Below are 26439 nucleotides of genomic sequence, written 5' to 3'. Positions count from 1 at the left end.
TTGCCCTAAATCCCTGCGATTGATAGAGTCTGCCGCACTTTTTTACCCGCACGTTTGTCCTGTCGCGTGCCTGCTTGTCACCGCCTAGGGTCACCTCATGTTCAAGAAATTGCGTGGCATGTTCTCCAGCGATCTGTCGATCGACCTGGGAACCGCCAACACCCTTATTTATGTCCGCGAGCGTGGCATCGTGCTCAACGAGCCGTCGGTCGTCGCCATCCGTACCCACGGCAACCAGAAAAGCGTCGTCGCCGTCGGTACCGACGCCAAGCGCATGCTCGGCCGGACGCCGGGCAACATCTCCGCCATTCGCCCGATGAAGGACGGCGTCATCGCCGACTTCAGCGTCTGTGAAAAGATGTTGCAATACTTCATCAACAAGGTGCACGAGAACAGCTTCCTGCAGCCCAGTCCGCGGGTGCTGATCTGCGTGCCCTGCAAGTCGACCCAGGTCGAGCGTCGCGCCATTCGCGAATCCGCGCTGGGCGCGGGTGCCCGTGAGGTGTTCCTGATCGAGGAGCCCATGGCCGCGGCCATCGGCGCCGGTCTGCCGGTCGAGGAAGCCCATGGCTCCATGGTCGTCGACATCGGTGGCGGCACCACCGAGATCGCCCTGATCTCGCTGAATGGCGTGGTCTATGCCGAATCCGTCCGCGTCGGCGGCGATCGCTTCGACGAAGCCATCGTCACCTATGTGCGCCGCAACTACGGCAGCCTGATCGGCGAATCCACCGCCGAGCGCATCAAGCAGGAAATCGGCACCGCCTACCCGGGCGGCGAGGTCCGCGAGATCGACGTCCGTGGCCGCAACCTGGCCGAAGGCGTACCGCGCAGCTTCACCCTCAATTCCAACGAGGTGCTCGAAGCCATGCAGGAATCCCTGGCGACCATCGTCCAGGCGGTCAAGAGCTGCCTGGAGCAGTCGCCGCCGGAGCTGGCCTCCGACATCGCCGAGCGCGGCCTGGTGCTGACCGGTGGTGGCGCCCTGCTGCGCGATCTGGACAAGCTGCTGTCGCTGGAAACCGGGCTGCCGGTGATCGTCGCCGAAGACCCGCTGACCTGCGTGGCCCGTGGCGGCGGCAAGGCGCTGGACATGATGGATCGCCACGCCATGGACCTGCTGTCCACCGAATAAGGCAGTTCCAGGCTACAGGCCCCGCTCCGGCTGCCTCTGGCGGCCGGAGCGCCGGGCGCGTTCTGCGAGGAACTCACCATCAAGCCGATTTTCAGCAAAAGCCCGGCGCTGGGTATTCGTCTGCTGATCCTGGCCGCCCTTTCGGTGGGTGTCATGGTCACCGACGCGCGCTTCGACTACCTGAAACCGGTACGCAGCGAACTGGCGCTGGTCCTCTCGCCCCTCTATGAGGTGGCGGGCTTTCCCCTGCGCGCCTGGGAAGGCGTCAGCGATCAGTTTTCCAGCCGCACCGAGCTGATGGCGGAAAACGAGCGACTCAAGGCCGAGCAGCTGCTGCTGCAGCGCCGTCTGCAGAAACTCGCCGCCCTCACCGAACAGAACGTGCGCCTGCGCGAACTGCTCAATTCCGCCGCCCTGGTGGACGACAAGGTGCTGGTCGGCGAGCTGATCGGCGTCGACCCCAATCCCTATACCCATCGCATCATCATCGACAAGGGCGCGAAGGACGGCGTCTTCGTCGGCCAGCCGGTGCTCGACGCCAGCGGCCTGATGGGGCAGGTGGTGGAGGTTATGCCCTATTCGGCGCGGGTGCTGCTGCTCACCGACGTGACCCACAGCATTCCGGTACAGGTCAATCGCAACGGCCTGCGCGCCATCGCCGTGGGCACCGGCAATCCCGAGCGCCTGGAACTGCGCTATGTGGCCGACACCGCCGACATCAAGGAAGGCGACCTGCTGGTGAGCTCCGGCCTGGGGCAGCGCTTCCCGGCCGGCTACCCGGTGGCGACCGTGTCCAAGGTGATCCACGACTCGGGGCAACCCTTCGCCGTGGTGCGCGCCATTCCCACCGCCAAGCTCAATCGCAGTCGCTACATGCTGCTGGTGTTCAGCGACACCCGCACGCCCGAACAGCGCGCCAATGACGCCGCCGAGGCCCAGGAAGCCGCCGATCGCCACGCGGCCCAGCGCCCGGCGGCCCCGGCGAATCCGCCGCCGGCCGGCGCCTCGGCCGCGCAGCCGGCGGCCGCCAATGCCACCCCGGCGCCCGCGGCCAACAGTGGCAGTCGCAGCGCGACTCCGGCCAAGCCACCGGCGGGGCAGGGCGCTGGTTCGGCTCATCCCGCCACGCCGACCAAGCCGCCCGCCAACGGCAGTGCGGCGCATCCGGCGACGCCGGCCAGGCCGGCGTCCCAGGGCGCGACTGCCACGCCCGCTCAGCCGGCGCCAGGCGCTACCCCGTCGCAGCGCCGGCTCCAGCAACCCGCGCCGGAACTGCCCGACGAGGGTGATCGTTGATGGCGCTGCGCATCGGCCACAACGGGTGGGTGATCTGGCTCACCCTGTTGGTCGGGTTGCTGCTGTCCGTGGTGCCCATGCCCGAGTTCATGGAGATCGGTCGGCCGCTGTGGCTGGCCATGCTGCTGACCTTCTGGACCCTGACCCTGCCGCATCGCGTCGGCCTGCTCACCGCCTGGGTGATGGGCATCGCCGAAGACGTGCTCTACGGCAGTCTGCTCGGCCAGACCGCCTTGGTGCTGAGCCTGGTGGTCTTTCTCGTGCGTTCCCTGGCGCAGCGGCTGCGGGCCTTTCCCATCTGGCAGCAGAGCTTCGTGCTGCTGGTGGTCTATGGCATCGCCCAGCTGCTGGCGCTGTGGCTCAACGCCCTGGCCGGTAGCCGGCCGCCGACCCTGGTGTTTCTCACGCCCTCGCTGGTCAGCGCGCTGCTCTGGCCGTGGATCTATCTGCTGCTCCGCGGGCTGCGCCTCAGATTCGGCGTCAACTAAGCTGGTTTCACCTGCGACAGGCTGGCATTCTCCCGTCATCCCCTGTCGTCTGGTTGTTGTCGATGCCCCAGCTCTACCTTGCCTCCGCTTCGCCCCGCCGCGCCGAACTGCTCGAACAGATCGGCGTGGGCTTCCAGAAGGTCGCCGCAACCGTGGACGAAACCCCGCATCCGGGGGAAGCCGCAGACGCTTATGTCGAGCGCCTGGCGCGAGCCAAGGCGGCCATGGGCTTGCAGGTGCTGGCCGGTGCCTCCAGTGGCTGCGTGCTGGGCGCCGACACCTGCGTGGTGCTCGATGACCGGCTGCTCGGCAAGCCCCGGGATCGCGCCGACGCCTTGGCCATGCTCGCGGCGCTCAGCGGACGCCGACATCGGGTGGTGACCGGCGTCGCCGTCGCCGATGGCGAGCGCTGCCTGAGTCGCGTGGTGTCGGCCGAGGTGGAATTCCGCCCCCTGGCGCCCGGCGAGGCCGAACGCTACTGGGACACCGGCGAGCCGGCCGACAAGGCCGGCAGCTACGCCATCCAGGGCGCCGGCGCGGTCTTCGTGCGCAGTCTGCACGGCAGCTACAGCGCCGTCGTAGGGCTGCCGCTATGCGAGACCGCGGAACTGCTGAGCGCTTTCGCCATCCCTTGTTGGCGGTCTGTCGGACGGCCGACCGCCCAGTCCTGAGGCGCCCGGCGCCTCGGCCTCCCTTCCGCCCTTCCACGTCGTCCAAGAGTCCTCCATGAGCGAAGAGATCCTCATCAACATCACTCCCATGGAGTCCCGTGTCGCCGTCGTGGAAAACGGTGTGCTGCAGGAGGTGCACGTCGAGCGCACCCTCAGGCGCGGCATCGTCGGCAACATCTATCGCGGGCGGGTGGTGCGGGTGCTGCCGGGCATGCAGGCGGCCTTCGTCGACATCGGCCTGGCCCGGGCGGCCTTCATCCATGCCGCCGAGATCTCCCAGCGCGAAGGCGCGGCGGTGGAGAGCATCAACGCCCTGGTGCGCGAGGGCCAGACCCTGGTGGTCCAGGTCACCAAGGACCCCATAGGCACCAAGGGCGCCCGCCTCACCACCCATCTGTCGATCCCCTCGCGCTACCTTGTCTATATGCCGCGTACCTCCCACGTCGGCATCTCGCTGAAGATCGAGGACGAAGCCGAGCGCGAACGGCTCAAGGCGATCATGGCGCGCTGCGTTGAGAGCGAGGGCATCGAGCACGAGGGCGGCTTCATCCTGCGTACCGCCGCCGAGGCGGCGCGCGAAGAAGACATCCTGGCCGACATCCGCTACCTACGGCGGCTCTGGCAGCAGATCTCCGGCAATCTCCAGGGGCCGACGCCGGTGCCCATCTACGAAGACCTGACCCTGGCCCTGCGCGCCTTGCGCGATCTGGTCGGGCCGCGCACCGAAAAGATCCGCGTCGACAGTCGCGAGAATTTCCAGCGCATCGGCCAGTTCGTCGAAGAGCTGATGCCCGAGGTGGCGGCGCGGCTGGAACACTATCCGGGGGAGCGGCCGATCTTCGACCTCTATGGTGTGGAGGACGAGATCCAGAAGGCCCTGGAGCGCAAGGTGCTGCTCAAGTCCGGGGGCTATCTGGTGATCGATCCCACCGAGGCGATGACCACCATCGACGTCAACACCGGCGCCTTCGTCGGCCATCGCAATCTGGAAGAGACCATCTTCAAGACCAATCTGGAGGCGGCCACCGCCATCGCCCGCCAGCTGCGGCTGCGCAATCTCGGCGGCATCATCATCATCGACTTCATCGACATGGAAGACGAAGAGCACCAGCGCCAGGTGATCCGCACCCTGGAAAAGCAGCTCGAACGCGACCATGCCAAGACCAACATCATCGGCATCACCGAACTGGGCCTGCTGCAGATGACCCGCAAGCGCACCCGCGAGAGCCTGTCCCAGGTGCTCTGCGAGCCCTGCGCCAATTGTCAGGGCCGCGGCATCCTGCGCACCGCGGAAACCATCTGCTACGAGATCTTCCGCGAGATCCTGCGCGAGGCGCGGGCCTACCAGGCCAATTCCTATCTGGTGCTGGCCAACCAGAAAGTGGTGGATCGACTGCTGGACGAGGAGTCGGGCAACGTCGCCGACCTCGAAGCCTTCATCGGCCGCACCGTCAAATTCCAGGTGGAGACCATGTATTCCCAGGAGCAGTACGATGTCGTGCTGCTCTAGGTCCGCGTCTTGATGGCCTTGCTCAAACGCGGCGCGCTGGGTCTGGCGCTGCTGGCGCTCGTTCTGGTGACGCTCTACCTGGGCCTGGGTCGGCTGCTCATGCCCTGGGTCGGCGAATACCGCAACGAGGTCGAGGCGCGGGCCGCGGCGGCGCTCGGCGAACCGGTGCGCCTGGGCCGGCTCGAAGGGCGCTGGGCCCGCTGGAATCCGGTGCTGATCCTGCGCGACCTGTCCCTGGGCCGCGGCGAAGGCACGGTGCAGCTGGATCATCTCCAGGTGGTGCCGGATGTCTTCGGCAGCCTCTGGCACCGCCAGCTGCGACTCAAGTCCATGCAGGTCGATGGCGTCCATCTGGTCCTGCAGGAAGACGCCCAGGGACACTGGCAGCTGCGCGGCCTGCCGCCCCGGGCGTCAGAGGCCAAGCCCTTCGATCCGGGGCCGCTGCTCGATGGCCTGGCGCGTCTGGGCCATGCCAGTCTGCTGGACAGCCAGCTCAGCCTGATTCCCCAGCAGGGTTCGCCGGTGACCCTGAGGTACGCCGAGGCCAGTCTGTCCCGGCAGCTCGGTGGCGCCCTGGAACTGGCGACCCGTTTCCGGCTGCCCGATGGCGGCACGGTCGCGGCGCACTTCACCGCCACGCCGCGTCCCGAGGACTGGCGCGCCAGCACCCTCGAAGGCTATCTCAGCCTGCCCGCCAGCGACTGGTCCCGCTGGGTGCCGGCGGCCCTGACCCGGCAGTGGCAACTGCGGCGTGCCCAGGCGGAAGGCGAGCTGTGGTTCGCCTGGGGCGAAGGGCGGCTGCAGCGTTCCCACCTGCGGCTGAAGGCGGATGACCTGACGCTCGCCTATGCCGATCATCCTCCGGTGCGCCTGCAGGCCCTGACCCTGGACGCCGACCAGCAGGCCGGCGACGCCAGCCAGTACCAGGGGTCCCTGGCGCTCAAAGCCCAGCTCGATGGCAAGCCGCTGGAGGCCCGCTATGGCCTGGGCTATGACAGCGCCGCCCAGCACCTGCAGGTGCGCGGCGACCAACTGGATCTCAGGCAGGCTGCCCGGCTGGCGCGGGATCTGGCGCCCCTGCCGGCGCCGGTCGCCCAGGCGCTCCAGGCCCTGGCGCCCCATGGCCAGTTGCGCAATCTCAACGCCGACTTCTATCCGCAGAAGCCGTTGCGCGAGCGCCTTTCCTATGCGGCCAACCTGGAGCGGGTGGGCTTTGCCGCCTACCACGGCGCGCCGGCCGCCGAGGGCGTCACCGGCAGCCTGAGCGGCAGCCTGGGCGGCGGCGAGCTGCGCCTGGACACCACCGATTTCATGCTGCACCTGAGCGATCTCTTTCCCGAACCCTGGCGCTATCGCACCGCCAAGGCACGGCTGACCTGGAGTCTCGACGACCAGCGCTTCACCCTGGGCAGTGCGCTGATGCAGGTCACCGGGCCGGAAGGCGCCGCCAGTGGCGACATGCATATCCAGCTTGGCCTGCATCCGGAGGTGGACAGCTACATGGACCTGCGCGTCGGCCTCAAGGACGGCGACGCCAGCTACACCCGCAAGTACCTGCCGACCAAGCTGCCGGCCACGGACTTCAGCCCGGAGCTGGCCCAGTGGCTGACCACCGCCATCGTCGGCGGCCGCATCGACGAGGGGATCTACCAGTACCAAGGCTCGCTGCGCCACGGCTCGCCGGCGCATTCGCGCACCATGAGCCTATTCTTCCGGGTGCACGACGCCCAACTGGCCTATCAGCCCGGCTGGCCCGCCCTGCGCGAGGCCCGCGGCGATGTCTTCATCGAAAGCGACGGGGTCAAGGTGCAGGTTCCCGAAGGACGCATCCTCGACACCCGGGTCCGGGACGTCGAGGCGCGCATCCCGCTGCTGCACGATGGCAGCGCGCCGCACCTGCGGCTCAGCGCGCGACTCGACAGCAGCGTGCACGATGGCTTGAAGATCCTCCAGGAAACGCCGTTGCCGACCGCCAAGGTGTTCGCCGGCTGGAAGGGCGAGGGTGCGCTCGCCAACAGCAGCCTAAATCTGGATATTCCCCTGGCCAAGGGACAGCCACCGGTGGTGGTGGTCGAGCTGACACCGGACAAGGCGCGTCTGGATCTGGCCGATCCCCAGCTGACCCTCACGGACCTGCGCGGCAGCTTTCGCTACGACACCCGCAGCGGCCTCAGCGCCCCCGACATCCAGGCGCGGGTCTTCGACCAGCCCATCCGCGGCCAGGCGCTGGCCGAAGGCAAACCCGACGATCCCCGCACGCGGCTGGTGGTGGATGGCCGCGTCGACGTCGACCAGCTGGCACGCTGGCTGGGCAGCGAAGGCCGACCCATCCCGGCGCGCGGCCTGCTCGGCTATCGCCTCGGTCTGATCCTGGCCGAGCACAGCGAGCTGGCGGTCACCTCGGATCTGCGCGGAGTGACCGTCGACCTGCCGGCACCCTTCGGCAAGAAGGCCGACGAGTCGCGCGAAGGCTTCTTCAGCCTGACGCTCAACGACGGCGAGCGGCGGGTGGAGGCGACCTACAAGGGCCTCGCGGATGCCGTGCTGATGCTCGACCCCAAGGCCATCACCAAGGGCCGCGGCGAGATCGTGCTGGGCGGCGGCACCGCCAATCTGCCCACGGCCGCCGGCTACGACCTGCGCGGCCAACTGGCGGAATTCGATCTGGCGGCCTGGCAGGACGTCTATCAGCGCTATGGCAAGACCAGTGGCGGTGGCAGTGGTGGCGCAGGGCAGGGCGGTGGCAACACCCTGGACATCTCCAGCCTCGGGCGGGGCGATCTCAGCTTCGGGCGCTTCCTGGCGTTCGGTCAGCAGATCGACAACCTGCGCCTCACCTATGAACCCCAGGGCAATGCCTGGCAACTCGGCCTGGCCAGTCAGACCATTGCCGGCCAGGTGCGCATCCCGCGCCAGACCGGCCAGCCGATCGACATCAACCTGCAGCACCTGCGCATTCCCCAGACGCCGGCGGATCCCTCGGTGGAAAGCGCTGCGCCGCGTCCCGATCCCCTGGCCGACGTCGATCCACGTGCCCTGCCGGCGCTGAATCTGGCCATCGATCGTCTGGAGCTGGGCGGCCGGCTAGTCGGCGCCCAGCGCCTGCAGCTCAGGCCCTCGCCGTCAGGCGCCAATTTCAACGCCCTGGATCTCGACCTGCGCGGCCTCAAGGTGCAGGGCGCCCTGCGCTGGGAAGGGGCGCCGGGGGCTACCCACAGCTACTACCAGGGGCGCCTGGCGGGCGGCAACATCGCCGATATCCTGCTGGGCTGGAATTTCGCCTCCAGCGTCACCAGTCGCGATTTCCGCCTGGATGCCCGGGTCGACTGGCCCGGCTCGCCGGCCTATGTCGCCCTGGCCCGCCTCAATGGCAGCCTCGATGCCCGCTTCAACGACGGCCAGCTGCGCCAGGTGGAGGGCACGGCCTCGGCGCTGCGCATCTTCGGCTTGCTCAACTTCGAATCCATCCGCCGCCGCCTGCGACTGGATTTCTCCGATCTGTTCGGCAAGGGCCTGAGCTACGACAGCATCACCGGCGTGCTCGATGCCCAGCAGGGCGCCTTCCGCACCCGCAAGCCCATCAGCCTCAGCGGCCCGGGGGCCGAGATGAGTCTGATGGGCCTGCTGGACATGGCCAGCAACCGCGTCGACGCCAATCTCAAGGTCGGCTTGCCGGTCAGCAACTCCCTGCCGCTGGCCGCGCTGATCGCCGGGGCCCCGGCCATCGGGGGCGCGCTGTTTATCGTCGATCGGCTGATCGGTGATCGCATCACCCGCATGGCCAGCATCAACTATCACATCGAAGGCCCCTGGCAGAATCCGACCATGACCACGGGCAAGCGCGATTGAGCATTGCCCTGCGACCGCCCCGCTGCTTAGGATGGGCGCTCCCTTCTGGAGTGCCTGCATGTCCATAGCCATCCTGCAGATGGTCAGCGGCCCCGCGGTGGCGGCCAATCTGCGCGCCGCCGAGCGCCTGCTCGAACGCGCTGCCGGGGCGGGCGCGCGCCTGGCGGTGCTGCCGGAAAACTTCGTCGCCATCGGCCATCCGGCGCCCGCCGAGCTGGCGCGGGCCGAAGCGCTCGGTCAGGGCGAGATCCTGCCCTGGCTGTCCAGCCGGGCGCGCGAGCTGGGGCTCTGGCTGCTGGCCGGGACCCTGCCGCTGCTGCCCGACGGCGCCACCGAGGGCAAGCCCTGCGCCTGTTCGCTGCTGTATGACGACCAGGGCCGCCGCGTCGCCCGCTACGACAAGCTGCACCTCTTCGATGCCGACGTCAGCGACAGCCAGGGCAGCTATCGCGAATCCGACCACTATGCCGCTGGCGAGACCCTCACGGTGGTGGACACCCCGGTCGGCCGGCTGGGCCTGAGCGTCTGCTACGACCTGCGCTTTCCCGAACTCTACGGCGCCCTGCGCGCCGCCGGGGCGGAGCTGATCAGTGCGCCCTCGGCCTTTACCGTGCCCACCGGCCAGGCCCACTGGGAGCTGCTGCTGCGCGCCCGGGCGGTGGAGACACAGAGTTATCTGCTGGGCGCCGCCCAGGGCGGGGTCCATGCCAATGGCCGCAGCACCTGGGGGCACGCCATGGCGGTGGATCCCTGGGGCGAGGTGCTCGCCGTCCAGGCCAGTGGCGAGGCGGTGCTGCTCATCGAGCGCGATGCCGAGCGCCAGGCGGCGTTGCGTCAGCGGATGCCGGTGACCCGGCACCGCCGCTTCCTGCCGGCGCGCCTGGCCGAACGGCAATGATCGCCATTGGTCTTTTGCATCAGGGCACCGAGACTTCCGCGAGTAGGCTAGAGGCCAGGTCGCGACCCTTTCATCGTTCCGACGTCCATTGTGGCGTCGTCTGGAGTTTCCATGAGTGATTACCTGAATAGCGTCGGCTCGGCCCTGCTGGGTCCCGGCGGACTCGCGGTGGACGATCTGCAACCCGTGCTGCAGCGGCTGGCCGGTCCCGGCATCGACGCCGCCGACCTGTATTTCCAGAGCATCGTCTCCGAGTCCTGGCTGCTGGAAGACGGTATCGTCAAGGAAGGCGGCTTCCACCTCGACCAGGGCGTCGGCGTGCGGGCGCTGTCCGGCGAGAAGACCGGCTTCGCCTACAGCAACGCCATCACCGGCGAGGCCCTGGATCTGGCGGCCCAGGCCGCGCGGTCCATTTCCCGCAGCGGCGCCGAGGGCCAGGTCCAGGCGTTTCGCGCGGTGGAGCCGGCGCAGCGCCTCTATGGCCAGGACAATCCGCTGGACGTGCTGGATCGCGCCACCAAGGTCGCCTTCCTGAAGCAGCTGGACGAGGCGACCCGCGCCCTGGATCCGCGCATCCAGCAGGTCACCATCAGCCTGGCCGGGGTCTGGGAGCGCACCCTGGTGGCCGCGGTCGACGGCACCCTGGCAGCCGATGTGCGCCCGCTGGTGCGCCTGGGCGTCAGCGTCATCGTCGAGCAGAACGGCCGCCGCGAGCGCGGCAACAGCGGCGGCGGCGGTCGCTGCGACTATCGCTATTTTCAGCGTGATGACCGTGCCCTGGGCTACGCCCGCGAGGCGGTGCGCCAGGCGCTGGTCAACCTCGAAGCCACCGCAGCCCCGGCGGGCACCCTGCCGGTGGTGCTGGGCGCCGGCTGGTCCGGCGTGCTGCTGCACGAGGCGGTCGGCCATGGCCTGGAAGGCGATTTCAACCGCAAGGGCAGCTCCAACTACAGCGGCCAGCTCGGTCGCCAGGTGGCGTCCTCGCTGTGCACCATCGTCGACGACGGCACCCTGCCGGATCGCCGCGGCTCCCTGTCCATCGACGACGAGGGCACGCCCAGCGGCTACAACGTGCTGATCGAGAACGGCATCCTCAAGGGCTACATGCAGGACAAGCTCAATGCCCGGCTGATGGGCGTGGCGCCCACCGGCAATGGCCGCCGTGAATCCTATGCCCATCTGCCGATGCCACGCATGACCAACACCTACATGCTGGCCGGCCAGAGCGATCCGGCCGAGATCATCGCCTCGGTGGAGAAGGGCATCTATTGCGCCAGCCTGGGCGGCGGTCAGGTGGACATCACCAGCGGCAAGTTCGTCTTCACCACCAACGAGGCCTACCTCATCGAGAACGGCAAGCTCGGACGCCCGGTGAAGGGCGCCACCCTGATCGGCAACGGCCCCGAGGTCATGAACCGGGTGTCCATGGTCGGCAACGACCTGGCGCTGGATGCGGGGGTAGGGACCTGTGGCAAGGACGGCCAGTCACTGCCGGTGGGTGTGGGGCAGCCGACGCTGAAGATCGATGCCATCACCGTGGGCGGCACTGGCGCCTGATGCGGGCACCGGCCGTGGCCATCGCGGACGGAAACCTAGCGCAGACCGCGCTGGGTTTCGTCGAGGGTGCGGATGTACTTGAAGACCTTGCGCGCCGCCGCCGGCGGCTTGTTGTGCGCCGCTTCGTGCTGGGCATGCCGCACCAGGCCGCGCAGGTGCTGGCGGTCGGTCTCCGGGTAAAGCGCCACGAAGGCCTCCAGCGCCTGGTCGCCTTCGGCGATCAGCCGGTCGCGCCAGCGCTCCAGGGCGTGAAAGCGCTCGTTGTACTGCCGCGTCGAGGTGTCCATCTGGTCGACCAGCACCAGAATGGCTTCCAGGTCCTGGTCGCGCATCAGCTTGCCCAGGTACTGGACATGCCTTTTGCGCGCGATGTGCGTCTTGTGCTTGGGCGCCTCGGCCAGGGCCTTGCGCAGCGGATCGGTCAGCGGCAGGCGGTCCAGCTGCTCGGCCGGCAGCCCGGCCAGGCGTTCGCCCAGATCCTGCAGCGCATGCAGCTCGCGCTTGACCTGTGTCTTGCTCTTTTCGCCCAGCGGCGCGTCGTCGTCGTAAGAATCAACCATGAACTATGGGGTCCAGCTAAGAATGGGCGCCATCATAACGAGTTGCCGCACGGTTGTCCGGCCTGGCCGGCGCCGTCCGTAAGGAGAACGTCATGAATCGCAACGCCGCCGTGGGTCCCGCTGCGCTCCCCGAATTGCGCGAACAGGTCGAGGCCATCCTGGCCGAGGCCCGGCGCCAGGGCGCCAGTGCCGGTGAAGTGGCCGTCTCGGTCGACCAGGGCCTGTCCACCTCGGTCCGCAAGGGCGAGGTGGAAACCGTCGAATTCAATCGCGACCAGGGCTTCGGTATCACCCTCTATGCCGGGCAGCGCAAGGGCTCGGCCAGCACCTCCGCCACCGGTCCCGAGGCGATCCGCGAAACCGTGGCCGCGGCCCTGGCCATCGCCAAGCACACCTCCGAGGATCCCTGCGCGGGTCTGGCCGACGCCGAACTGATGGCGCGCGGCGAACTGCCCGATCTCGACCTTTATCATCCCTGGGACATCACCCCCGAGCAGGCCATCGAGCAGGCGCTGGCCTGCGAAGCCGCGGCCTACGCCGCCGACAGCCGCATCGGCAATGCCGACGGCACCACCCTCAATACCCACCAGAGCTGCCGGGTGTACGGCAACAGCCACGGCTTCGTCGGCGGCTATGCCAGCACCCGGCACAGCCTGAGCTGCGTGATGATCGCCGGCAGCGGCGAGGCCATGCAGCGCGACTACTACTACGACGTCAATCGGATCGGTCACGAGCTGATGAGCGCCGAGCAGATCGGTCGCCGCGCCGCCGAGCGCGCCGTGAGTCGCCTGGGGGCCAGGCCGGTGCCCACCGCCAAGGTCCCGGTGCTGTTTTCGCCGGAAATGGCCGCCGGCCTGTTCGGTACCTTTCTCGCCGCCATTTCCGGCGGCAACCTCTATCGCAAGTCGTCCTTCCTCGAAGGCGCCCTGGGCCAGCAGGTGTTTCCCGACTGGCTGACCCTGGACGAGCGGCCGCACCTGCCACGCGCCTTGGGCAGCGCCGCCTTCGACGGCGAAGGCCTGGCCACCTACGCCAAGCCCTTCGTCGAGAACGGCCAACTGGTGTCCTATGTGCTCGGCAGCTATTCCGCTCGCAAGCTGGGCCTGCAAAGCACCGCCAATGCCGGCGGCGTGCACAACCTGCACGTCAGCCATGGCACGGCCGACCAGGCCGAGCTGATCCGGCAGATGGGCACGGGCTTTTTGGTCACGGAAATGATGGGGCAGGGCACCAATCTGGTCACCGGTGACTATTCCCGGGGCGCCGGCGGCTTCTGGATCGAGAATGGCGAGATCCAGTTTCCGGTCCAGGAGGTCACCATCGCCGGGCGGCTGGGCGACATGTTCCGCCAGATCCTGGCGGTGGGCAGCGACGTGGAACGCCGCGGCAGTCTGCGCACCGGTTCGGTCCTGATCGATGGCATGACCCTGGCGGGCAGCTAGAAGGGCGGTGGAAGCCGTTGCGATGAGGAAAATCCTGTCGAACGGGAGACAGCCCACCCCGTTACTCGTTAGTATCCTAGCAATGCACTAGGACATAGCCGTGCGGTCGAATCCGCTGACCGGACGGCCAAGGCTTCAGACGGTGCGCCGTGGCGCACCAGCCGTACACCCCATCGCCCAAGGGCGGTGGGTCCATACCAAAGCCACCATGGAGACAATCCGCATGCCGCATACTCTGCCTCAGCTGCCCTACGCCTACGACGCGCTGGAACCGCACGTCGATGCCCAGACCATGGAAATCCACCATACCAAGCACCACCAGACCTACATCAACAACCTGAACGCGGCGCTGGAAGGCACCGAGTTCGCCAACCTGTCCGCCGAAGACGTGGTTCGCCAGCTGGACAAGCTGCCCCAGGACAAGCGCGGCGCCGTGCAGAACAACGGTGGCGGCCATGCCAACCACAGCCTGTTCTGGACCGTGATGGCCCCCAATGCCGGCGGCAAGCCCGAAGGCGCCCTGGCCGAAGCCATCGAGTCCCAGCTGGGCGGCTTCGACGCCTTCAAGGAAGCCTTCACCAAGGCTGCCCTGACCCGCTTCGGCAGCGGCTGGGCCTGGCTGAGCGTCACCCCCGAGAAGAAGCTGGTGGTTGAGAGCACCGGAAACCAGGACAGCCCGCTGATGACCGGCAACACCCCGATCCTCGGCCTGGACGTCTGGGAGCACGCCTACTACCTGCGCTACCAGAACCGTCGTCCCGAGTACATCGGTGCCTTCTTCAACGTCATCAACTGGCCGGAAGTGTCCCGTCGCTACGAAGCGGCGCTCAACGCCTGAGTCGACGCCCAATGAAAAAGCCGCCCTCGGGCGGCTTTTTTTATCGGAGCTGCGACTGGCGCAGAGGGCCTGTCACTCGCCCTCGTCGAAGTAGTTGTTGATCAGCTCGACCAGGGCGCGCATGGCCTCGTCGCTCTGCTCACCCTCGGTTTCCAGCTGCAGGACCGTGCCCTTGCCGGCGGCCAGCATCATGACCGCCATGATGCTCTTGCCATCGACCGGCGATTCGCCACTGCGGCCGACGCGGACGCTGGCGGGATAGCGGCCGGCCACGCCGACGAATTTGGCCGCCGCACGGGCGTGCAGGCCCAGCTTGTTGATGATGGTGATCTGTTGGGCAGGCATTGAGTCTGTCCTTGTCGAAACAAAACGGGCGTCAGAGATCGCGGTGACGGATCTGGACGTTCTTGAGCAGGTTCTTGAGTTCGCGACCCAGGCGATCGGCCAGATAGACCGAGCGGTGATGACCACCGGTACAGCCAATGGCCACGGTCACATAGGACCTGTTGTTGGCGGCAAAACGCGGTAACCACTTCACCAGGTAATCGCGGATGTCATTGTACAGGGTCTCTACCTCGGGCTGTTGCTCGAGATAGTCCCGCACCGGGGCATCCAGTCCGGAAAAGTCGCGCAGGTCCGGTTTCCAGTAGGGATTGGGCAGAAAGCGCACGTCGAACACCATGTCCGCGTCCACCGGCAGGCCCCGCTTGAAGCCGAAGGATTCCACCAGATAGGCGGTGCCGGGCTCTGGGGCGTTCAGCAGGCGCAACTTGAGGATGTCGCGCAGCTGATAGAGATTCAGGTGAGTGGTGTCGATCTTCAGGTCGGAGAGGTCGGCGATGGGCGACAGCAGCACCTGCTCGTCGTGAATGGCCTCGGCCAGGGATCTTTCCTGGTTGGACAGCGGATGCCGGCGACGCGTCTCGGAAAAGCGCTTGAGCAGCGTCTGGTCATCGGCGTCCAGGTAGAGGATGTCGCAGCGGATGTTGCGGCTGCGCACCTGTTCGAGCAATTCGGGAAAGCGTTGCAACTGGCTGGGCAGGTTGCGTGCATCGATGGACAGGGCGACCTTGGGCTGGGGCCGCTCCATGTCGGTCAGGGCATGCTGGGCCAGATCGGGCAGCAGACTGGCCGGCAGGTTGTCGATGCAATAGAAGCCATTGTCCTCAAGCACGTTGAGCGCCGTACTCTTGCCCGACCCGGAACGTCCGCTCACGATGATGAGGTGCATGTCAGTGTCCGCTCTGGGCCTCGACGACGATCTGATAGAGCGCCTGGCTATCCTTGGCCTTGCGCAGCCGCTCGCGGATGTCGGCGCGATCCAGGATGCCGGCGATCTGGCGCAGCAGGGTGAGGTGCTGTTCGGTGGCGGCTTCCGGGACCAGCAGGACGAACACCAGGTCTACCGGCGCGCCGTCGAGGGAATCGAAGTCCACTGGTTGCTGCAGGTGGAAGAGCACGCACAGCGGTTGCTGCAGACCCGCCAGGCGGCAGTGGGGAATGGCGATGCCATTGCCGAAACCAGTGGAGCCCAAACGCTCGCGCGCCATCAGGCATTCGTGGATGTGCGCGGCGTCGTGGCCGGGCAGTTCCTGCGCGGCCAGCTCGGCGATGCGTTCCAGTACAGCGGCTTTGCTGCCGCCCGGCGCACCCGTCTGGGTGCGGCCGGGGGTCAGGATGTTTTCGAGTCTGATCATAAAGCGGCGATCGAAACCTCAGCGGACGCCGACGCCCTGCTGGCGTTCGATCGATTTTTCCTTGTGTTTAATCAGTTGGCGGTCGAGCTTGTCGGCCAGGAGATCGATGGCGGCATACATGTCGTCGTGCTCGGCATTGGCGACCACTGCGGCGCCGGCGACGTGCAGAGTGGCTTCGGCTTTCTGCTTGAGCTTGTCCACTTCCAGGATCACCTGGACGTTGGTAATACGGTCGAAGTGCCGTTCGAGGCGGGCGAGTTTCTCGCCGATGTAGTCACGCAGGGCTTCTGTCACTTCAAGCTGATGGCCACTGATGTTGACTTGCATACCGCTTCTCCTTATTGCCGGGCTACGATCGGCGAAGCTGCTCGCCGACATGACAAGGGTCGATCGAGGCACGGTCACATCAGGACGCGTCAGATGAGACGCTTGCGTTCGCTGGACGGAGCGATACCCAGGGATTCCCGATACTTAGCCACCGTGCGACGAGCGACTTGTATACCTTGCGATTCCAGTAAACCAGCGATCTTGCTGTCACTCAACGGCTTTTTCGCGTTTTCCGCCGCCACCAATTTCTTGATGATCGCGCGGATCGCGGTGGAGGAACATTCGCCCCCCTCGGCGGTGCTGACGTGGCTGGAGAAGAAGTACTTGAGTTCGTAGATGCCACGCGGGGTGTGCATGAACTTCTGGGTGGTCACCCGGGAGATGGTCGACTCGTGCATGCCCACCGCCTCGGCGATGTCGTGCAGGACCAGCGGCTTCATGGCCTCTTCACCGTATTCGAGAAAGCCCCGCTGATGCTCGACGATCTGGGTCGCCACCTTCATCAGGGTCTCGTTGCGACTCTGCAGGCTCTTGATGAACCAGCGCGCTTCCTGCAGCTGGTTGCGCATGTAGGTGTTGTCGGCGCTGCTATCGGCGCGCTTGACGAAGCCGGCGTACTGGGGATTGACCCGTAGGCGCGGCACGGCTTCCTGGTTGAGCTCCACCAGCCAGCGCTCGTTGTGCTTGCGCACGATGACGTCCGGCACCACGTATTCGGCCTCGCCGGACTCGATCTGCGAGCCGGGGCGCGGGTGCAGGGTCTGGATCAGTTCGATGACGGGCTTGAGTTCGTCTTCCTTGATCTTCATGCGGCGCATCAGCTGCGCATAGTCGCGACTGCCGAGCAGATCCAGGTAGTCGCCCACCAGGCGCTTGGCCTCGCCGAGCAGGGGGAGGTTAGCCGGCAGCTGGGCCAGCTGGATCAGCAGGCACTCGCGCAGATTGCGCGCGGCGACGCCGGCCGGCTCGAATTGCTGGACGCGTCGGAGCACCACCTCGACTTCGTCGAGATCGACTTCCAACTCGGGATCGAGAGAGGCATGGATGTCTTCCAGGCTTTCCTGCAGATAGCCATCGGTGTCGATGCCGTCGATGATCGCCAGGGCGATCAGGCGGTCGAGATCCGACATGGGCGCCAAGTTGAGCTGCCAGAGCAGGTGGGTCTGCAGGCTTTCGCCCGCCGAGGTGCGGGTGGTGAAGTCCCACTCGTCGTCGTCGTTGCTGGGCAGGCTGCTGGCGCTGGTCTGGTAGATGTCTTCCCAGGCGGTGTCCACCGGCAGCTCACTGTCGCTGGGGATGCGTTCGCTCCACTCGGACTCGTCGGCCATCTCGTTGGTGGCGACCGAGGTTTCCTTGAAGTTGATTTCGGTACCGCCGGGATTCGCCAGCTCGTCGCCTTCGCCCGAGGCGTCGCTCTGGTCGAAGTCTTCACCTTCTTCCTGGCGTTCCAGCATCGGATTGGATTCCAGGGCTTCCTGGATCTCCTGCTGCAGGTCGAGCGTCGAGAGCTGGAGCAGACGTATGGCTTGTTGCAGCTGCGGCGTCATCGTCAGCTGCTGGCCCATCTTGAGGACTAGCGATGGTTTCATGGCTGCGGAAATACACCTTGTCTACCGACGCGAACAGCGCCACCGAACCTCGCGAACCCTGCGAGCGTTAGCAAATTATATGCCTTGTTTCCCCGGGTTTGCCTAGAGGCGGAATTCGTGGCCCAGATAGACTTCCTTCACCAGCTCGTTGGCGAGGACTTCCTCGGCGGTACCCTCGGCGATGAGCTGGCCATCGTTGACGATATAGGCCGTCTCGCAGATGGTCAGGGTTTCCCGGACATTGTGGTCGGTGATGAGGACACCTATGCCCTTGGCCTTGAGGTGACGAATGATCTGCTTGATGTCGCCCACGGAGATGGGGTCCACGCCGGCGAAGGGTTCGTCCAGCAGGATGAACTTGGGCGCGGTGGCCAGGGCGCGAGCGATCTCGACACGGCGCCGCTCGCCACCCGACAGGCTCATGCCGCGGTTGTCGCGGATGTGGGTGATGTGGAATTCCTGCAGCAGGCTCTCCAGTTCGCGTAGGCGGCCGGCCTTGTCCAGGTCCTTGCGGGTTTCCAGGATGCCGAGGATGTTGTCGGCCACGGTCAGCTTGCGAAAGATCGAGGCTTCCTGGGGCAGGTAGCCGATCCCGGCACGGGCACGGCCATGCATGGGCAGGGTGGTGACGTCCTGGTCGTCGATCAGCACGCGACCCTGATCGGCCTTGACCAGGCCGACGATCATGTAGAAGCAGGTGGTCTTGCCGGCGCCGTTTGGACCGAGCAGGCCGACGATCTGCCCGCTGTCGATGCTGACGCTGACGTCGCGAACGACCTGACGACCTTTGTAGCTCTTGGCCAGATGCTGGGCTTTGAGCGTAACCGTCATTGTCCCTGCCCCGACTGCTGCTGATCCTTGGGCTGGATGACCATGTCGATCCGCGGCCGCGGCGTGGTGACCTTGCTGCCGTTGGCACGCCCGGCGTTGACGATCTGGCGCTGGGTGTCGTAGACGATCTTCTCGCCTTCGAAGGTGTTGCCCTGTTGGACCACCTTGGCCTGATCGATCAGGATGATGCGATTTTCCTGGGCGAAATACTGGATCGTCAGACCATAGGCCTTGACGATGTCCTTGTCCGCCGAGGGCTTCTGCTCGTAGTAGGCCGGTTTGCCCACTGCGGTGGCGACCTTGATGTTGCCCTGGTTGTCCTGGGTCAGGGTCACCGTGTTGCCGGTGATCTTCATGCTGCCCTGGGTGATGACCACGTCTCCGCGGTACACGGCCACGCCCTGCTTGTCATCGAGCTCGGCGCTATCGGCCTGCACGCGGATCGGCTGGGTGCGATCGGTCGGCAGGGCCCAAGCCGCGGCACTGCCAAAGGTGGCGCCGAGGGTGAACAGGAAGGGGAGGGTTTTAACGAACCTCATGCTGGCCTCTTACGTTGGACAGCAGGAGCATTCTGCCGTCTTCTAGATACGCTTTCATGCCATTGGCCGTGGTCACCCCATTGGCGGCCTCGATTCTAACGGCTTGCTCGGTTTGCGCATATTGTTTGTCAGGAAAGACGGTCATGCGGGTGGTGGTCAACACCACCGGGCGGCCTTTCTCATCGGTACGCTCGACGCGCACGTCATCGATCAGCTCCGCCTGACTGCCACCGGGGGCGACCTCGGCGCGGGCACTGCGAATGTGCCAGGGATAGTCGGTACCGCGAAAGGCCAGCATGTCGGGGCGGGTCACCAGGGTGACGTCGGTCGCCTTGACGTGTTCGCTGCGCTCGGCCTTGAGTTCGTACTGGATCTTGCCGTCCAGGCGATACTGAATCGTCCGGGTATTGAGGGCATAGCCGTCGATGGCGCTGTCTTGCGGGGTCGACGAGGCCGGGGCATCGACGAAGCGCTGCGGCAGGATGTTCCAGTAGCCGATCGCGATGAGCGCGGCGGCGATCAGGACCAACAGCACGGGGCGGCGCAAGCTGCGAAACATGAGGGTACCTGTGGTGGGCCGCACCAGGGGGCGGCGGGTTGAACACGAGATGTCGGCGCATTTAGTCGAGCAGTATAACCCGGCCTACAGCACCCCGGCGCGTAGCAGGTCACCCATGTTGAGGGCGCCGATCGGGCGGCGCTCGTCATCGATAACCACCAGGGCGTTGATCTTGTGCTCCTCCATGATCTTCAGCGCCTCGGCGGCGAGCATCTGCGCCCTGGCGGTTCGACCGCCGCGGGTCATCACGGTTGCGATCGCCGTGGTGCGCACGTCGATGCCGCGATCCAGGGCGCGACGCAGGTCGCCGTCGGTGAAGATGCCGGCGAGACGGCCATCGGCGGCCAGCACGCTGGTCATGCCCAGGCCCTTGCGCGACATCTCCAGCAGGGCGTCGGACACCAGGGTGTCCTCGCCGACCTGCGGCAGATCGGCGCCGGCATGCATGACGTTCTCCACCTTGAGCAGCAGGCGCCGGCCGAGGGCGCCACCCGGATGGGAAAAGGCGAAATCCTCGGCGGTGAAGCCGCGCGCCTCGAGCAGCGCGATGGCCAGGGCATCGCCCAGTACCAGGGCGACGGTGGTGGAGGAAGTGGGCGCCAGATTGAGCGGGCAGGCCTCGGTGGCGACACTGGTGTCCAGATTGACGTCCGCGGCCTTGGCTAGGGGCGAGGCGGGATTGCCGGCAAAGCTGATCAGCGGGACGCCCAGGCGCTTGATCAGCGGCAGCAGGGTCAGGATCTCGCTGGAGGTGCCCGATTGGGAGATGGCGATGATGACGTCATCGCGGGTGATCATGCCCATGTCGCCATGGCTGGCTTCCGCCGGGTGCACGAAGAAGGCCGGGCTGCCGGTGCTGGCCAGGGTCGCGGCAATCTTGTTGCCGACATGCCCGGATTTGCCCATGCCCAGGACCACGATGCGCCCGCGGCAGGCCAGCAGCCGGCGACAGGCGGCGGCGAAGCTGTCGTCGATGCGTTCGCCCAGGGCGGCCACTGCCGCTCGCTCTACATCTATGGTGCGCTTGGCGGAGGCGATGAAATCTATTGAGTCGGACATGGGTCAGAAGGCAGGTGACGGGACAATCGGAAATTATATGCGCAAAGCCGCGACACTCAGCAACGTCGCCCGTGGCTCAGGAGTCTCATCGGCAACGAATGCTATAGTGCCGCCCTTTTGCCGGGGCCGCCGAGCGCGAGTGTCGCGTGCCCTGAAGCGGCGGAGCGGCGTCTCCCTGCACAGAGTTGAACCTTAGGAGTCCTGATGACCGTCGATAGCCCGTACGCCGTGGAGCTGAAGGGCGTTTCCTTCAAGCGCGGCACGCGTCTGATCTACGACCGGGTCGATATCCGCATCCCGCGGGGCAAGGTCACCGGGATCATGGGACCGTCCGGCAGTGGCAAGACTACCCTGTTGCGCCTCATCGCCGCCCAGTTGCGGCCAAGCAATGGCGAGATCTGGGTCAACGGTGCCAACCTGCCGCAGCTGTCCCGCGGCGAGCTGTTCGAGATGCGCCGGCAGATGGGCGTGCTGTTCCAGAGCGGCGCGCTGTTCACCGATCTCGATGTCTTCGAGAACGTGGCCTTTCCCTTGCGCGTGCACACCAAGCTGCCCGAGGAGATGATCCGCGACATCGTCCTGCTCAAGCTGCAGGCGGTGGGACTGCGCGGCGCCATCGAACTGATGCCGGACGAACTGTCGGGTGGCATGAAGCGCCGGGTCGCCCTGGCGCGGGCCATCGCCCTGGATCCGCAGATCCTCATGTACGACGAGCCCTTCGTCGGCCAGGACCCCATCGCCATGGGCGTGCTGGTGCGCCTCATCCGTCTGCTCAACCAGGCGCTGGGACTGACCAGCATCGTGGTTTCCCACGACCTGGCCGAGACCGCCAGCATCGCCGACTACCTCTATGTGGTGGGCGATACCAAGGTGCTGGGGCAGGGCACGCCGAAGGAATTGCGCGAATCGCCGGATCCGCGGGTTCGCCAGTTCATGCAGGGCATCCCCGATGGCCCGGTACCCTTCCACTTCGCCGCGCCGGATCTGCGCGATGCCTTGCTGGGGAAACACTGATGCGTAAGGTCTCCGCCGTGGAGCGGATTCGTCGACTGGGCCGCGCCGGGCTGGATGTCGTGGCGGCCATCGGCCGCTCGGTCATCGTCCTGCTACTGGCGGTGTTCGGTCGCGGTGGCGTAGGCAGCGGTCTGCAGCTGCTGGGCAAGCAACTCTATTCGGTAGGGGTGATGTCGCTGCCGATCATCGTGGTGTCGGGCTTCTTCATCGGCATGGTGATCGCCCTGCAGGGCTACAACATCCTGGTCAAGTACGGCTCCGAGCAGGCGGTGGGGCAGATGGTCGCCCTGACCCTGCTGCGTGAACTCGGCCCGGTGGTGACGGCCCTGCTGTTCGCCGGCCGAGCAGGCTCCGCCCTGACCGCCGAGATCGGCAACATGAAATCCACTGAGCAACTGTCCAGTCTGGAAATGATCGGTGTGGACCCGCTCAAGTACATCGTCGCGCCGCGTTTCTGGGCCGGCTTCATTTCCATGCCGCTGCTGGCCGCCATGTTCAACGTGGTGGGTATCTGGGGCGCGGCCATGGTCGCCATCGACTGGCTCGGCGTCTATGACGGCTCCTTCTGGGCCACCATGCAGAACAGCGTGATGCTCAGCGACGTGCTCAACGGCGTGATCAAGAGCCTGGTGTTCGCCTTCGTGGTGACCTGGGTCGCCGTCTTCCAGGGGTATGACTGCGAGCCCACCTCCGAAGGTATCGGCCGCGCCACCACCCGTACCGTCGTCTATGCGTCGCTTGCCGTGCTCGGCCTCGACTTCATTCTTACCGCCCTGATGTTTGGAGATCTCTGATGCAAACCCGCACCCAGGAAATCGGTGTCGGACTCTTCCTGCTGGCCGGCGTGCTCGCACTGCTGCTGCTGGCGCTGCGGGTAAGCGGTCTGACGATGAGCGACCATCACGATACCTACAAGGTCTACGCCTATTTCGACAACATCGCCGGTCTCACCGTGAGATCGCGGGTGACCATGTCGGGCGTGACCATCGGCAAGGTCACCGCCATCGATCTCGACCGCAACAGCTACCGCGGCCGGGTCACCATGCAGATCGACAAGCAGGTGGACAACCTGCCGACCGACTCCATCGCCTCGATCCTGACCGCCGGCCTGCTCGGCGAAAAGTACATTGGCATCAGTGTGGGCGGTGACGAGCAGGTGCTCAAGGAAGGCTCGACCATTCGAGATACACAATCCTCGCTGGTTCTCGAAGACCTGATTGGCAAATTCCTGCTCAATTCGGTCAATAAAGACTCTTCCGCCAATAAATGATGAGAGGCTTTTCCATGCTCAAGCTACTTCGTCACGGAGTGATCGCGATCCTGGCCCTGCTACCCCTGGTGTCCCAGGCGGCGCCCTCGGCCCACGACGTGATCCAGCAGACCACCACCACCCTGCTCAGCGACCTCGAGGCCAACCGCGACAAGTATCGCAGCAGCCCGGAAGCCTTCTACGAGTCGCTCAACAATATCCTCGGCCCGGTGGTGGATGCCGAAGGCATCTCGCGCAGCATCATGACCGTGCGCTACAGCCGCAGCGCCTCGCCCGAGCAGATGGCGCGCTTCCAGGAAAACTTCAAGCGCAGCCTGATGCAGTTCTATGGCAATGCGCTGCTGGAGTACAACAACCAGGGCATCCGGGTGCTGCCCGAAGGGCCGTCCGACGGTCCCGACCGCACCAGCGTAGGCATGGAGGTCAAGGGCAACAACGGCGCCGTGTATCCGGTGCAATACAGCATGGTCAAGCAGGGCAACGAGTGGAAGGTGCGTAACGTCATCATCAATGGCCTGAACCTCGGCAAGCTGTTCCGTGACCAGTTCGCCCAGGCGATGCAGGAAAACGGCAACGACTTGGACAAGACCATCAACAACTGGGCGGGCACCGTGGCCAAGGCCAAGGATTCTCCCGAGGCCCAGAAGGCCAAGGTCGGTTCGTGAGTCGCGCTGCCATCACCGGCGAAGGCGCCCGACTGCAGCTGTCGGGCGTGCTCGATCACGCCAATGTGCCCACCCTGCGTGAGCAGGGCAGGGCGCTGATCGGCCAGGGCAGTGGTCCGCTGGTGCTCGATTGCGCCGGTGTCGAACGCTCCAACAGCGCCGGCCTCGCGCTGTTGCTGGCCTGGTTGCGCGATGCCCAGGCCGCGGGGCGCCCGCTGACCATCGCCAGCCTGCCTTCCGAGTTGCGGCAGATCGCCGACGTCTCGGATGCCCTCGCCCTGCTGCCCCTGGCGGAAGACGCGCACGGGTAGCGGTCATCGCAGTCGCCGTACAGCCGGTTTTTTTGTATGATCGCCGGCTGTACTAGATTGCCGAGGTGCCGCCATGCAGGCCCAAGAAGTCAAAAGCCTCCTGGAGGCAAAACTGGCCGATACCCAGGTCGAAGTGGAAGGCGAGGGCTGCAACTTCCAGCTCTACCTGATCAGCGACGAGCTCCAGGCACTCAGCCCGGTCAAGCGTCAGCAGCAGGTCTACTCCCATCTCCAGCCGCAGATCGCCGATGGCAGCATTCATGCTGTCACCATGAAATTCTTCACCCGTGCTGCCTGGGCCGAACGCGCCTGATTCGCAGCGCCGAGAACTCGCTATGGACAAACTGATCATTACCGGCGGCAACAGCCTGAACGGTGAAATTCGCATTTCCGGGGCCAAGAACTCCGCCCTGCCGATCCTGGCCGCGACCCTGCTCGCCGACACCCCGGTGACCATCGCCAACCTGCCGCACCTGCACGACATCACCACCATGATCGAGCTGTTCGGCCGCATGGGCGTCCAGCCGGTGATCGGTGAAAAGCTCAATGTCGAGGTCGATGCCTCCAGCATCAAGACCCTGGTCGCGCCCTATGAACTGGTCAAGACCATGCGCGCCTCGATCCTGGTGCTGGGCCCGATGGTCGCCCGCTTCGGCGAAGCGGAAGTCGCCCTGCCCGGCGGTTGCGCCATCGGTTCGCGGCCGGTCGATCTGCACCTGCGTGGCCTGGAAGCCATGGGCGCCAAGATCACCGTCGAAGGCGGCTACATCAAGGCCAAGGCGCCGGCCGGCGGCCTGCGCGGCGCCCACTACTATTTCGACACCGTCAGCGTGACCGGTACCGAGAACGTGTTGATGGCCGCCACCCTGGCCAAGGGTCGCAGCGTCATCCAGAACGCCGCCCGCGAGCCCGAGGTCGTCGACCTGGCCAACTGCCTGATCGCCATGGGTGCCAACATCCAGGGCGCCGGTACCGACACCATCACCGTGGAAGGCGTCGAGCGCCTGGGTGGCGCCACCTATTCGGTGCTGCCGGACCGCATCGAAACCGGCAGCTACCTGGTCGCCGCCGCCGCCACCCGCGGTCGCGTGAAGCTCAAGGACACCGATCCGACCATCCTCGAGGCCGTGCTGGCCAAGCTGGAAGAGGCCGGTGCCCACATCGCCACCGGCAGCAACTGGATCGAGCTGGACATGAAGGGCAATCGCCCCCGCGCGGTCAACATCCGCACGGCGCCCTACCCGGCGTTCCCCACCGACATGCAGGCCCAGTTCATCTCCATGAACGCCGTCGCCGAAGGCACCGGTACCGTGGTCGAGACCATCTTCGAGAACCGCTTCATGCACGTTCACGAGATGGTGCGCATGGGCGCCAACATCGCCATCGAAGGCAATGCCGCCATCGTCACCGGCGTGCCCAGCCTCAAGGCCGCCCCGGTCATGGCGACCGACCTGCGCGCCTCGGCGAGCCTGGTCATCGCCGCCCTGGTGGCCGAAGGCGATACCCTGATCGATCGCATCTACCACATCGACCGCGGCTACGAATGCATCGAGGAGAAATTCCAGCTGCTCGGCGCCAAGATCCGTCGCACGCCCAAGTAAGGACCTCCGATGCTGACCATCGCCCTGTCCAAGGGCCGTATCCTCGACGACACCCTGCCGCTGCTGGCGGCGGCGGGGATCGCCCCGACCGAGAATCCGGACAAGAGCCGCAAGCTCATCATCCCGACCACCCAGGACGATGTACGGCTGCTCATCGTCCGCGCTACCGATGTGCCCACCTATGTGGAACATGGCGCCGCGGACCTGGGCGTGGCCGGCAAGGACGTGCTGATGGAATACGGCGGCGACGGTCTCTATGAGCCGCTGGACCTGCGCATCGCCCGCTGCAAGCTGATGACCGCGGGCGCCGTGGGCGCTCCGGCGCCGCGTGGCCGGCTGCGGGTGGCGACCAAGTTCGTCAATGTCGCCAAGCGCTACTATGCCGAGCAGGGTCGGCAGGTCGACATCATCAAGCTGTACGGCTCCATGGAGCTGGCACCGCTCGTAGGCCTGGCTGACAAGATCATCGACGTGGTCGACACCGGCAATACCCTCAAGGCCAACGGACTCGAACCCCAGGAGCTGATCGCCCATATCAGCTCGCGCTTGATCGTCAACAAGGCCTCGATGAAGATGCAGCATGGCCGCATTCAGGCCCTCATCGAGACTTTGCGCCACGCCGTCGAGGCGCGCGGCGCCTGAGTCCTGGCCGGCATGCCGAATGCCGGCTCAGACTGCTTCCATCCCTCCAGCTTCGCCTATCCGTGCCATAGCCAAATTGTCGGGCGCCCAC

The 26439-nt window shown here is 66.1% G+C and carries 28 protein-coding genes; 18 read left to right on the top strand and 10 right to left on the bottom strand.

Features of this window, described 5'->3' with window-relative positions; translation table 11 throughout:
• Nucleotides 1-97: 97 nt before the first annotated feature.
• From mreB to tldD, 8 genes are all read left to right on the top strand, one after another.
• Entirely contained in the window at nt 98-1135 is a 1038-nt protein-coding gene (mreB, locus tag EC839_RS07030; RefSeq protein ID WP_007159533.1) for a rod shape-determining protein MreB, read from the top strand.
• Nucleotides 1136-1222: 87 nt separating this feature from the next.
• On the top strand, nt 1223-2431 hold the full coding sequence (gene mreC, locus EC839_RS07025; protein WP_256681031.1) for a rod shape-determining protein MreC: 1209 nt from the start codon (nt 1223-1225) through the stop codon (nt 2429-2431).
• Nucleotides 2431-2919, top strand: a complete 489-nt coding sequence (gene mreD, locus EC839_RS07020) for a rod shape-determining protein MreD (protein ID WP_007159531.1) — start codon at nt 2431-2433, stop codon at nt 2917-2919. Before mreC ends, mreD begins: the two co-directional genes overlap by 1 nt.
• 62 nt (nt 2920-2981) lie before the next feature.
• Complete coding sequence (locus EC839_RS07015) at nt 2982-3590, top strand: nucleoside triphosphate pyrophosphatase (RefSeq protein ID WP_007159530.1); 609 nt, start codon at nt 2982-2984, stop codon at nt 3588-3590.
• Nucleotides 3591-3645: 55 nt separating this feature from the next.
• Complete coding sequence (rng, locus tag EC839_RS07010; RefSeq protein WP_007159529.1) at nt 3646-5100, top strand: ribonuclease G; 1455 nt, start codon at nt 3646-3648, stop codon at nt 5098-5100.
• A gap of 12 nt (nt 5101-5112) precedes the next feature.
• Entirely contained in the window at nt 5113-8949 is a 3837-nt protein-coding gene (locus EC839_RS07005) for a YhdP family protein (RefSeq protein ID WP_007159528.1), read from the top strand.
• Nucleotides 8950-9007: 58 nt separating this feature from the next.
• Nucleotides 9008-9847 carry a carbon-nitrogen hydrolase family protein gene (locus EC839_RS07000; protein ID WP_007159527.1) on the top strand — a complete coding sequence of 280 codons (840 nt, stop codon included), beginning with the start codon at nt 9008-9010 and terminating at the stop codon, nt 9845-9847.
• Between the two features lie 111 nt (nt 9848-9958).
• On the top strand, nt 9959-11404 hold the full coding sequence (tldD, locus tag EC839_RS06995; protein WP_007159526.1) for a metalloprotease TldD: 1446 nt from the start codon (nt 9959-9961) through the stop codon (nt 11402-11404).
• Nucleotides 11405-11439: 35 nt separating this feature from the next.
• Here the strand turns inward: tldD and yjgA are convergent, their stop codons facing one another.
• Nucleotides 11440-11964 carry a ribosome biogenesis factor YjgA gene (gene yjgA, locus EC839_RS06990; RefSeq protein ID WP_007159525.1) on the bottom strand — a complete coding sequence of 175 codons (525 nt, stop codon included), beginning with the start codon at nt 11962-11964 and terminating at the stop codon, nt 11440-11442.
• A 92-nt stretch (nt 11965-12056) separates the two neighbouring features.
• On the opposite strand from yjgA, the gene pmbA reads away from it, so the two are divergent.
• Both pmbA and EC839_RS06980 read left to right on the top strand, forming a co-directional pair.
• Complete coding sequence (pmbA, locus tag EC839_RS06985; RefSeq protein ID WP_007159524.1) at nt 12057-13406, top strand: metalloprotease PmbA; 1350 nt, start codon at nt 12057-12059, stop codon at nt 13404-13406.
• 223 nt (nt 13407-13629) lie between these two features.
• The gene (locus tag EC839_RS06980) at nt 13630-14244 is read left to right on the top strand and encodes a superoxide dismutase (RefSeq protein WP_007159523.1); all 615 of its coding nucleotides are present in this window, start codon (nt 13630-13632) and stop codon (nt 14242-14244) included.
• A gap of 72 nt (nt 14245-14316) precedes the next feature.
• On the opposite strand, the gene EC839_RS06975 is transcribed toward EC839_RS06980, so the two are convergent.
• The 9 genes from EC839_RS06975 to EC839_RS06935 form a co-directional block, all read right to left on the bottom strand.
• Nucleotides 14317-14589, bottom strand: coding sequence for an HPr family phosphocarrier protein (locus EC839_RS06975; RefSeq protein WP_007159522.1), 273 nt, complete (start codon nt 14587-14589; stop codon nt 14317-14319).
• Nucleotides 14590-14620: 31 nt separating this feature from the next.
• On the bottom strand, nt 14621-15475 hold the full coding sequence (gene rapZ / locus EC839_RS06970; RefSeq protein ID WP_007159521.1) for an RNase adapter RapZ: 855 nt from the start codon (nt 15473-15475) through the stop codon (nt 14621-14623).
• A 1-nt stretch (nt 15476) separates the two neighbouring features.
• Complete coding sequence (ptsN, locus tag EC839_RS06965) at nt 15477-15941, bottom strand: PTS IIA-like nitrogen regulatory protein PtsN (RefSeq protein WP_007159520.1); 465 nt, start codon at nt 15939-15941, stop codon at nt 15477-15479.
• A gap of 18 nt (nt 15942-15959) precedes the next feature.
• Nucleotides 15960-16268: a ribosome hibernation-promoting factor, HPF/YfiA family gene (hpf, locus tag EC839_RS06960; protein WP_007159519.1), complete on the bottom strand. Its 309-nt coding sequence runs from the start codon at nt 16266-16268 to the stop codon at nt 15960-15962.
• An 89-nt stretch (nt 16269-16357) separates the two neighbouring features.
• Nucleotides 16358-17857, bottom strand: coding sequence for an RNA polymerase factor sigma-54 (locus EC839_RS06955; RefSeq protein ID WP_007159518.1), 1500 nt, complete (start codon nt 17855-17857; stop codon nt 16358-16360).
• A gap of 102 nt (nt 17858-17959) precedes the next feature.
• A complete protein-coding gene (gene lptB, locus EC839_RS06950) occupies nt 17960-18688 on the bottom strand; it encodes an LPS export ABC transporter ATP-binding protein (protein WP_007159517.1) in 729 nt (242 codons plus the stop codon).
• Entirely contained in the window at nt 18685-19227 is a 543-nt protein-coding gene (gene lptA / locus EC839_RS06945; RefSeq protein WP_007159516.1) for a lipopolysaccharide transport periplasmic protein LptA, read from the bottom strand. Before lptA ends, lptB begins: the two co-directional genes overlap by 4 nt.
• Nucleotides 19214-19786, bottom strand: a complete 573-nt coding sequence (gene lptC, locus EC839_RS06940) for an LPS export ABC transporter periplasmic protein LptC (RefSeq protein ID WP_007159515.1) — start codon at nt 19784-19786, stop codon at nt 19214-19216. Before lptC ends, lptA begins: the two co-directional genes overlap by 14 nt.
• Before the next feature lie 84 nt (nt 19787-19870).
• A complete protein-coding gene (locus EC839_RS06935; RefSeq protein WP_007159514.1) occupies nt 19871-20845 on the bottom strand; it encodes a KpsF/GutQ family sugar-phosphate isomerase in 975 nt (324 codons plus the stop codon).
• 204 nt (nt 20846-21049) lie between these two features.
• On the opposite strand from EC839_RS06935, the gene EC839_RS06930 reads away from it, so the two are divergent.
• The 8 genes from EC839_RS06930 to hisG all read left to right on the top strand — a co-directional run bounded on the left by EC839_RS06930 (nt 21050) and on the right by hisG (nt 26348).
• Nucleotides 21050-21859, top strand: coding sequence for an ATP-binding cassette domain-containing protein (locus EC839_RS06930; protein ID WP_007159513.1), 810 nt, complete (start codon nt 21050-21052; stop codon nt 21857-21859).
• The gene (mlaE, locus tag EC839_RS06925; protein ID WP_007159512.1) at nt 21859-22653 is read left to right on the top strand and encodes a lipid asymmetry maintenance ABC transporter permease subunit MlaE; all 795 of its coding nucleotides are present in this window, start codon (nt 21859-21861) and stop codon (nt 22651-22653) included. Before EC839_RS06930 ends, mlaE begins: the two co-directional genes overlap by 1 nt.
• The gene (gene mlaD, locus EC839_RS06920; protein ID WP_007159511.1) at nt 22653-23129 is read left to right on the top strand and encodes an outer membrane lipid asymmetry maintenance protein MlaD; all 477 of its coding nucleotides are present in this window, start codon (nt 22653-22655) and stop codon (nt 23127-23129) included. The genes mlaE and mlaD overlap by 1 nt, the downstream gene beginning before the upstream one ends.
• 14 nt (nt 23130-23143) lie before the next feature.
• Nucleotides 23144-23794 carry a phospholipid-binding protein MlaC gene (locus tag EC839_RS06915; protein ID WP_007159510.1) on the top strand — a complete coding sequence of 217 codons (651 nt, stop codon included), beginning with the start codon at nt 23144-23146 and terminating at the stop codon, nt 23792-23794.
• Entirely contained in the window at nt 23791-24105 is a 315-nt protein-coding gene (locus tag EC839_RS06910) for a lipid asymmetry maintenance protein MlaB (RefSeq protein WP_007159509.1), read from the top strand. The genes EC839_RS06915 and EC839_RS06910 overlap by 4 nt, the downstream gene beginning before the upstream one ends.
• Nucleotides 24106-24178: 73 nt before the next feature.
• The gene (locus tag EC839_RS06905; protein WP_007159508.1) at nt 24179-24418 is read left to right on the top strand and encodes a BolA family protein; all 240 of its coding nucleotides are present in this window, start codon (nt 24179-24181) and stop codon (nt 24416-24418) included.
• A gap of 22 nt (nt 24419-24440) precedes the next feature.
• Nucleotides 24441-25706: a UDP-N-acetylglucosamine 1-carboxyvinyltransferase gene (murA, locus tag EC839_RS06900; protein ID WP_007159507.1), complete on the top strand. Its 1266-nt coding sequence runs from the start codon at nt 24441-24443 to the stop codon at nt 25704-25706.
• A 9-nt stretch (nt 25707-25715) separates the two neighbouring features.
• A complete protein-coding gene (hisG, locus tag EC839_RS06895; protein ID WP_007159506.1) occupies nt 25716-26348 on the top strand; it encodes an ATP phosphoribosyltransferase in 633 nt (210 codons plus the stop codon).
• Nucleotides 26349-26439 lie beyond the last annotated feature (91 nt).

It is taken from the genome of Pseudomonas sp. JUb52 (assembly GCF_004341115.1).
GTDB classification, from domain to species: domain Bacteria; phylum Pseudomonadota; class Gammaproteobacteria; order Pseudomonadales; family Pseudomonadaceae; genus Chryseomonas; species Chryseomonas oryzihabitans.
The sequence above is the reverse complement of the archived record's forward strand: the minus strand, read 5'-3'. Positions and strand labels throughout refer to the sequence as shown.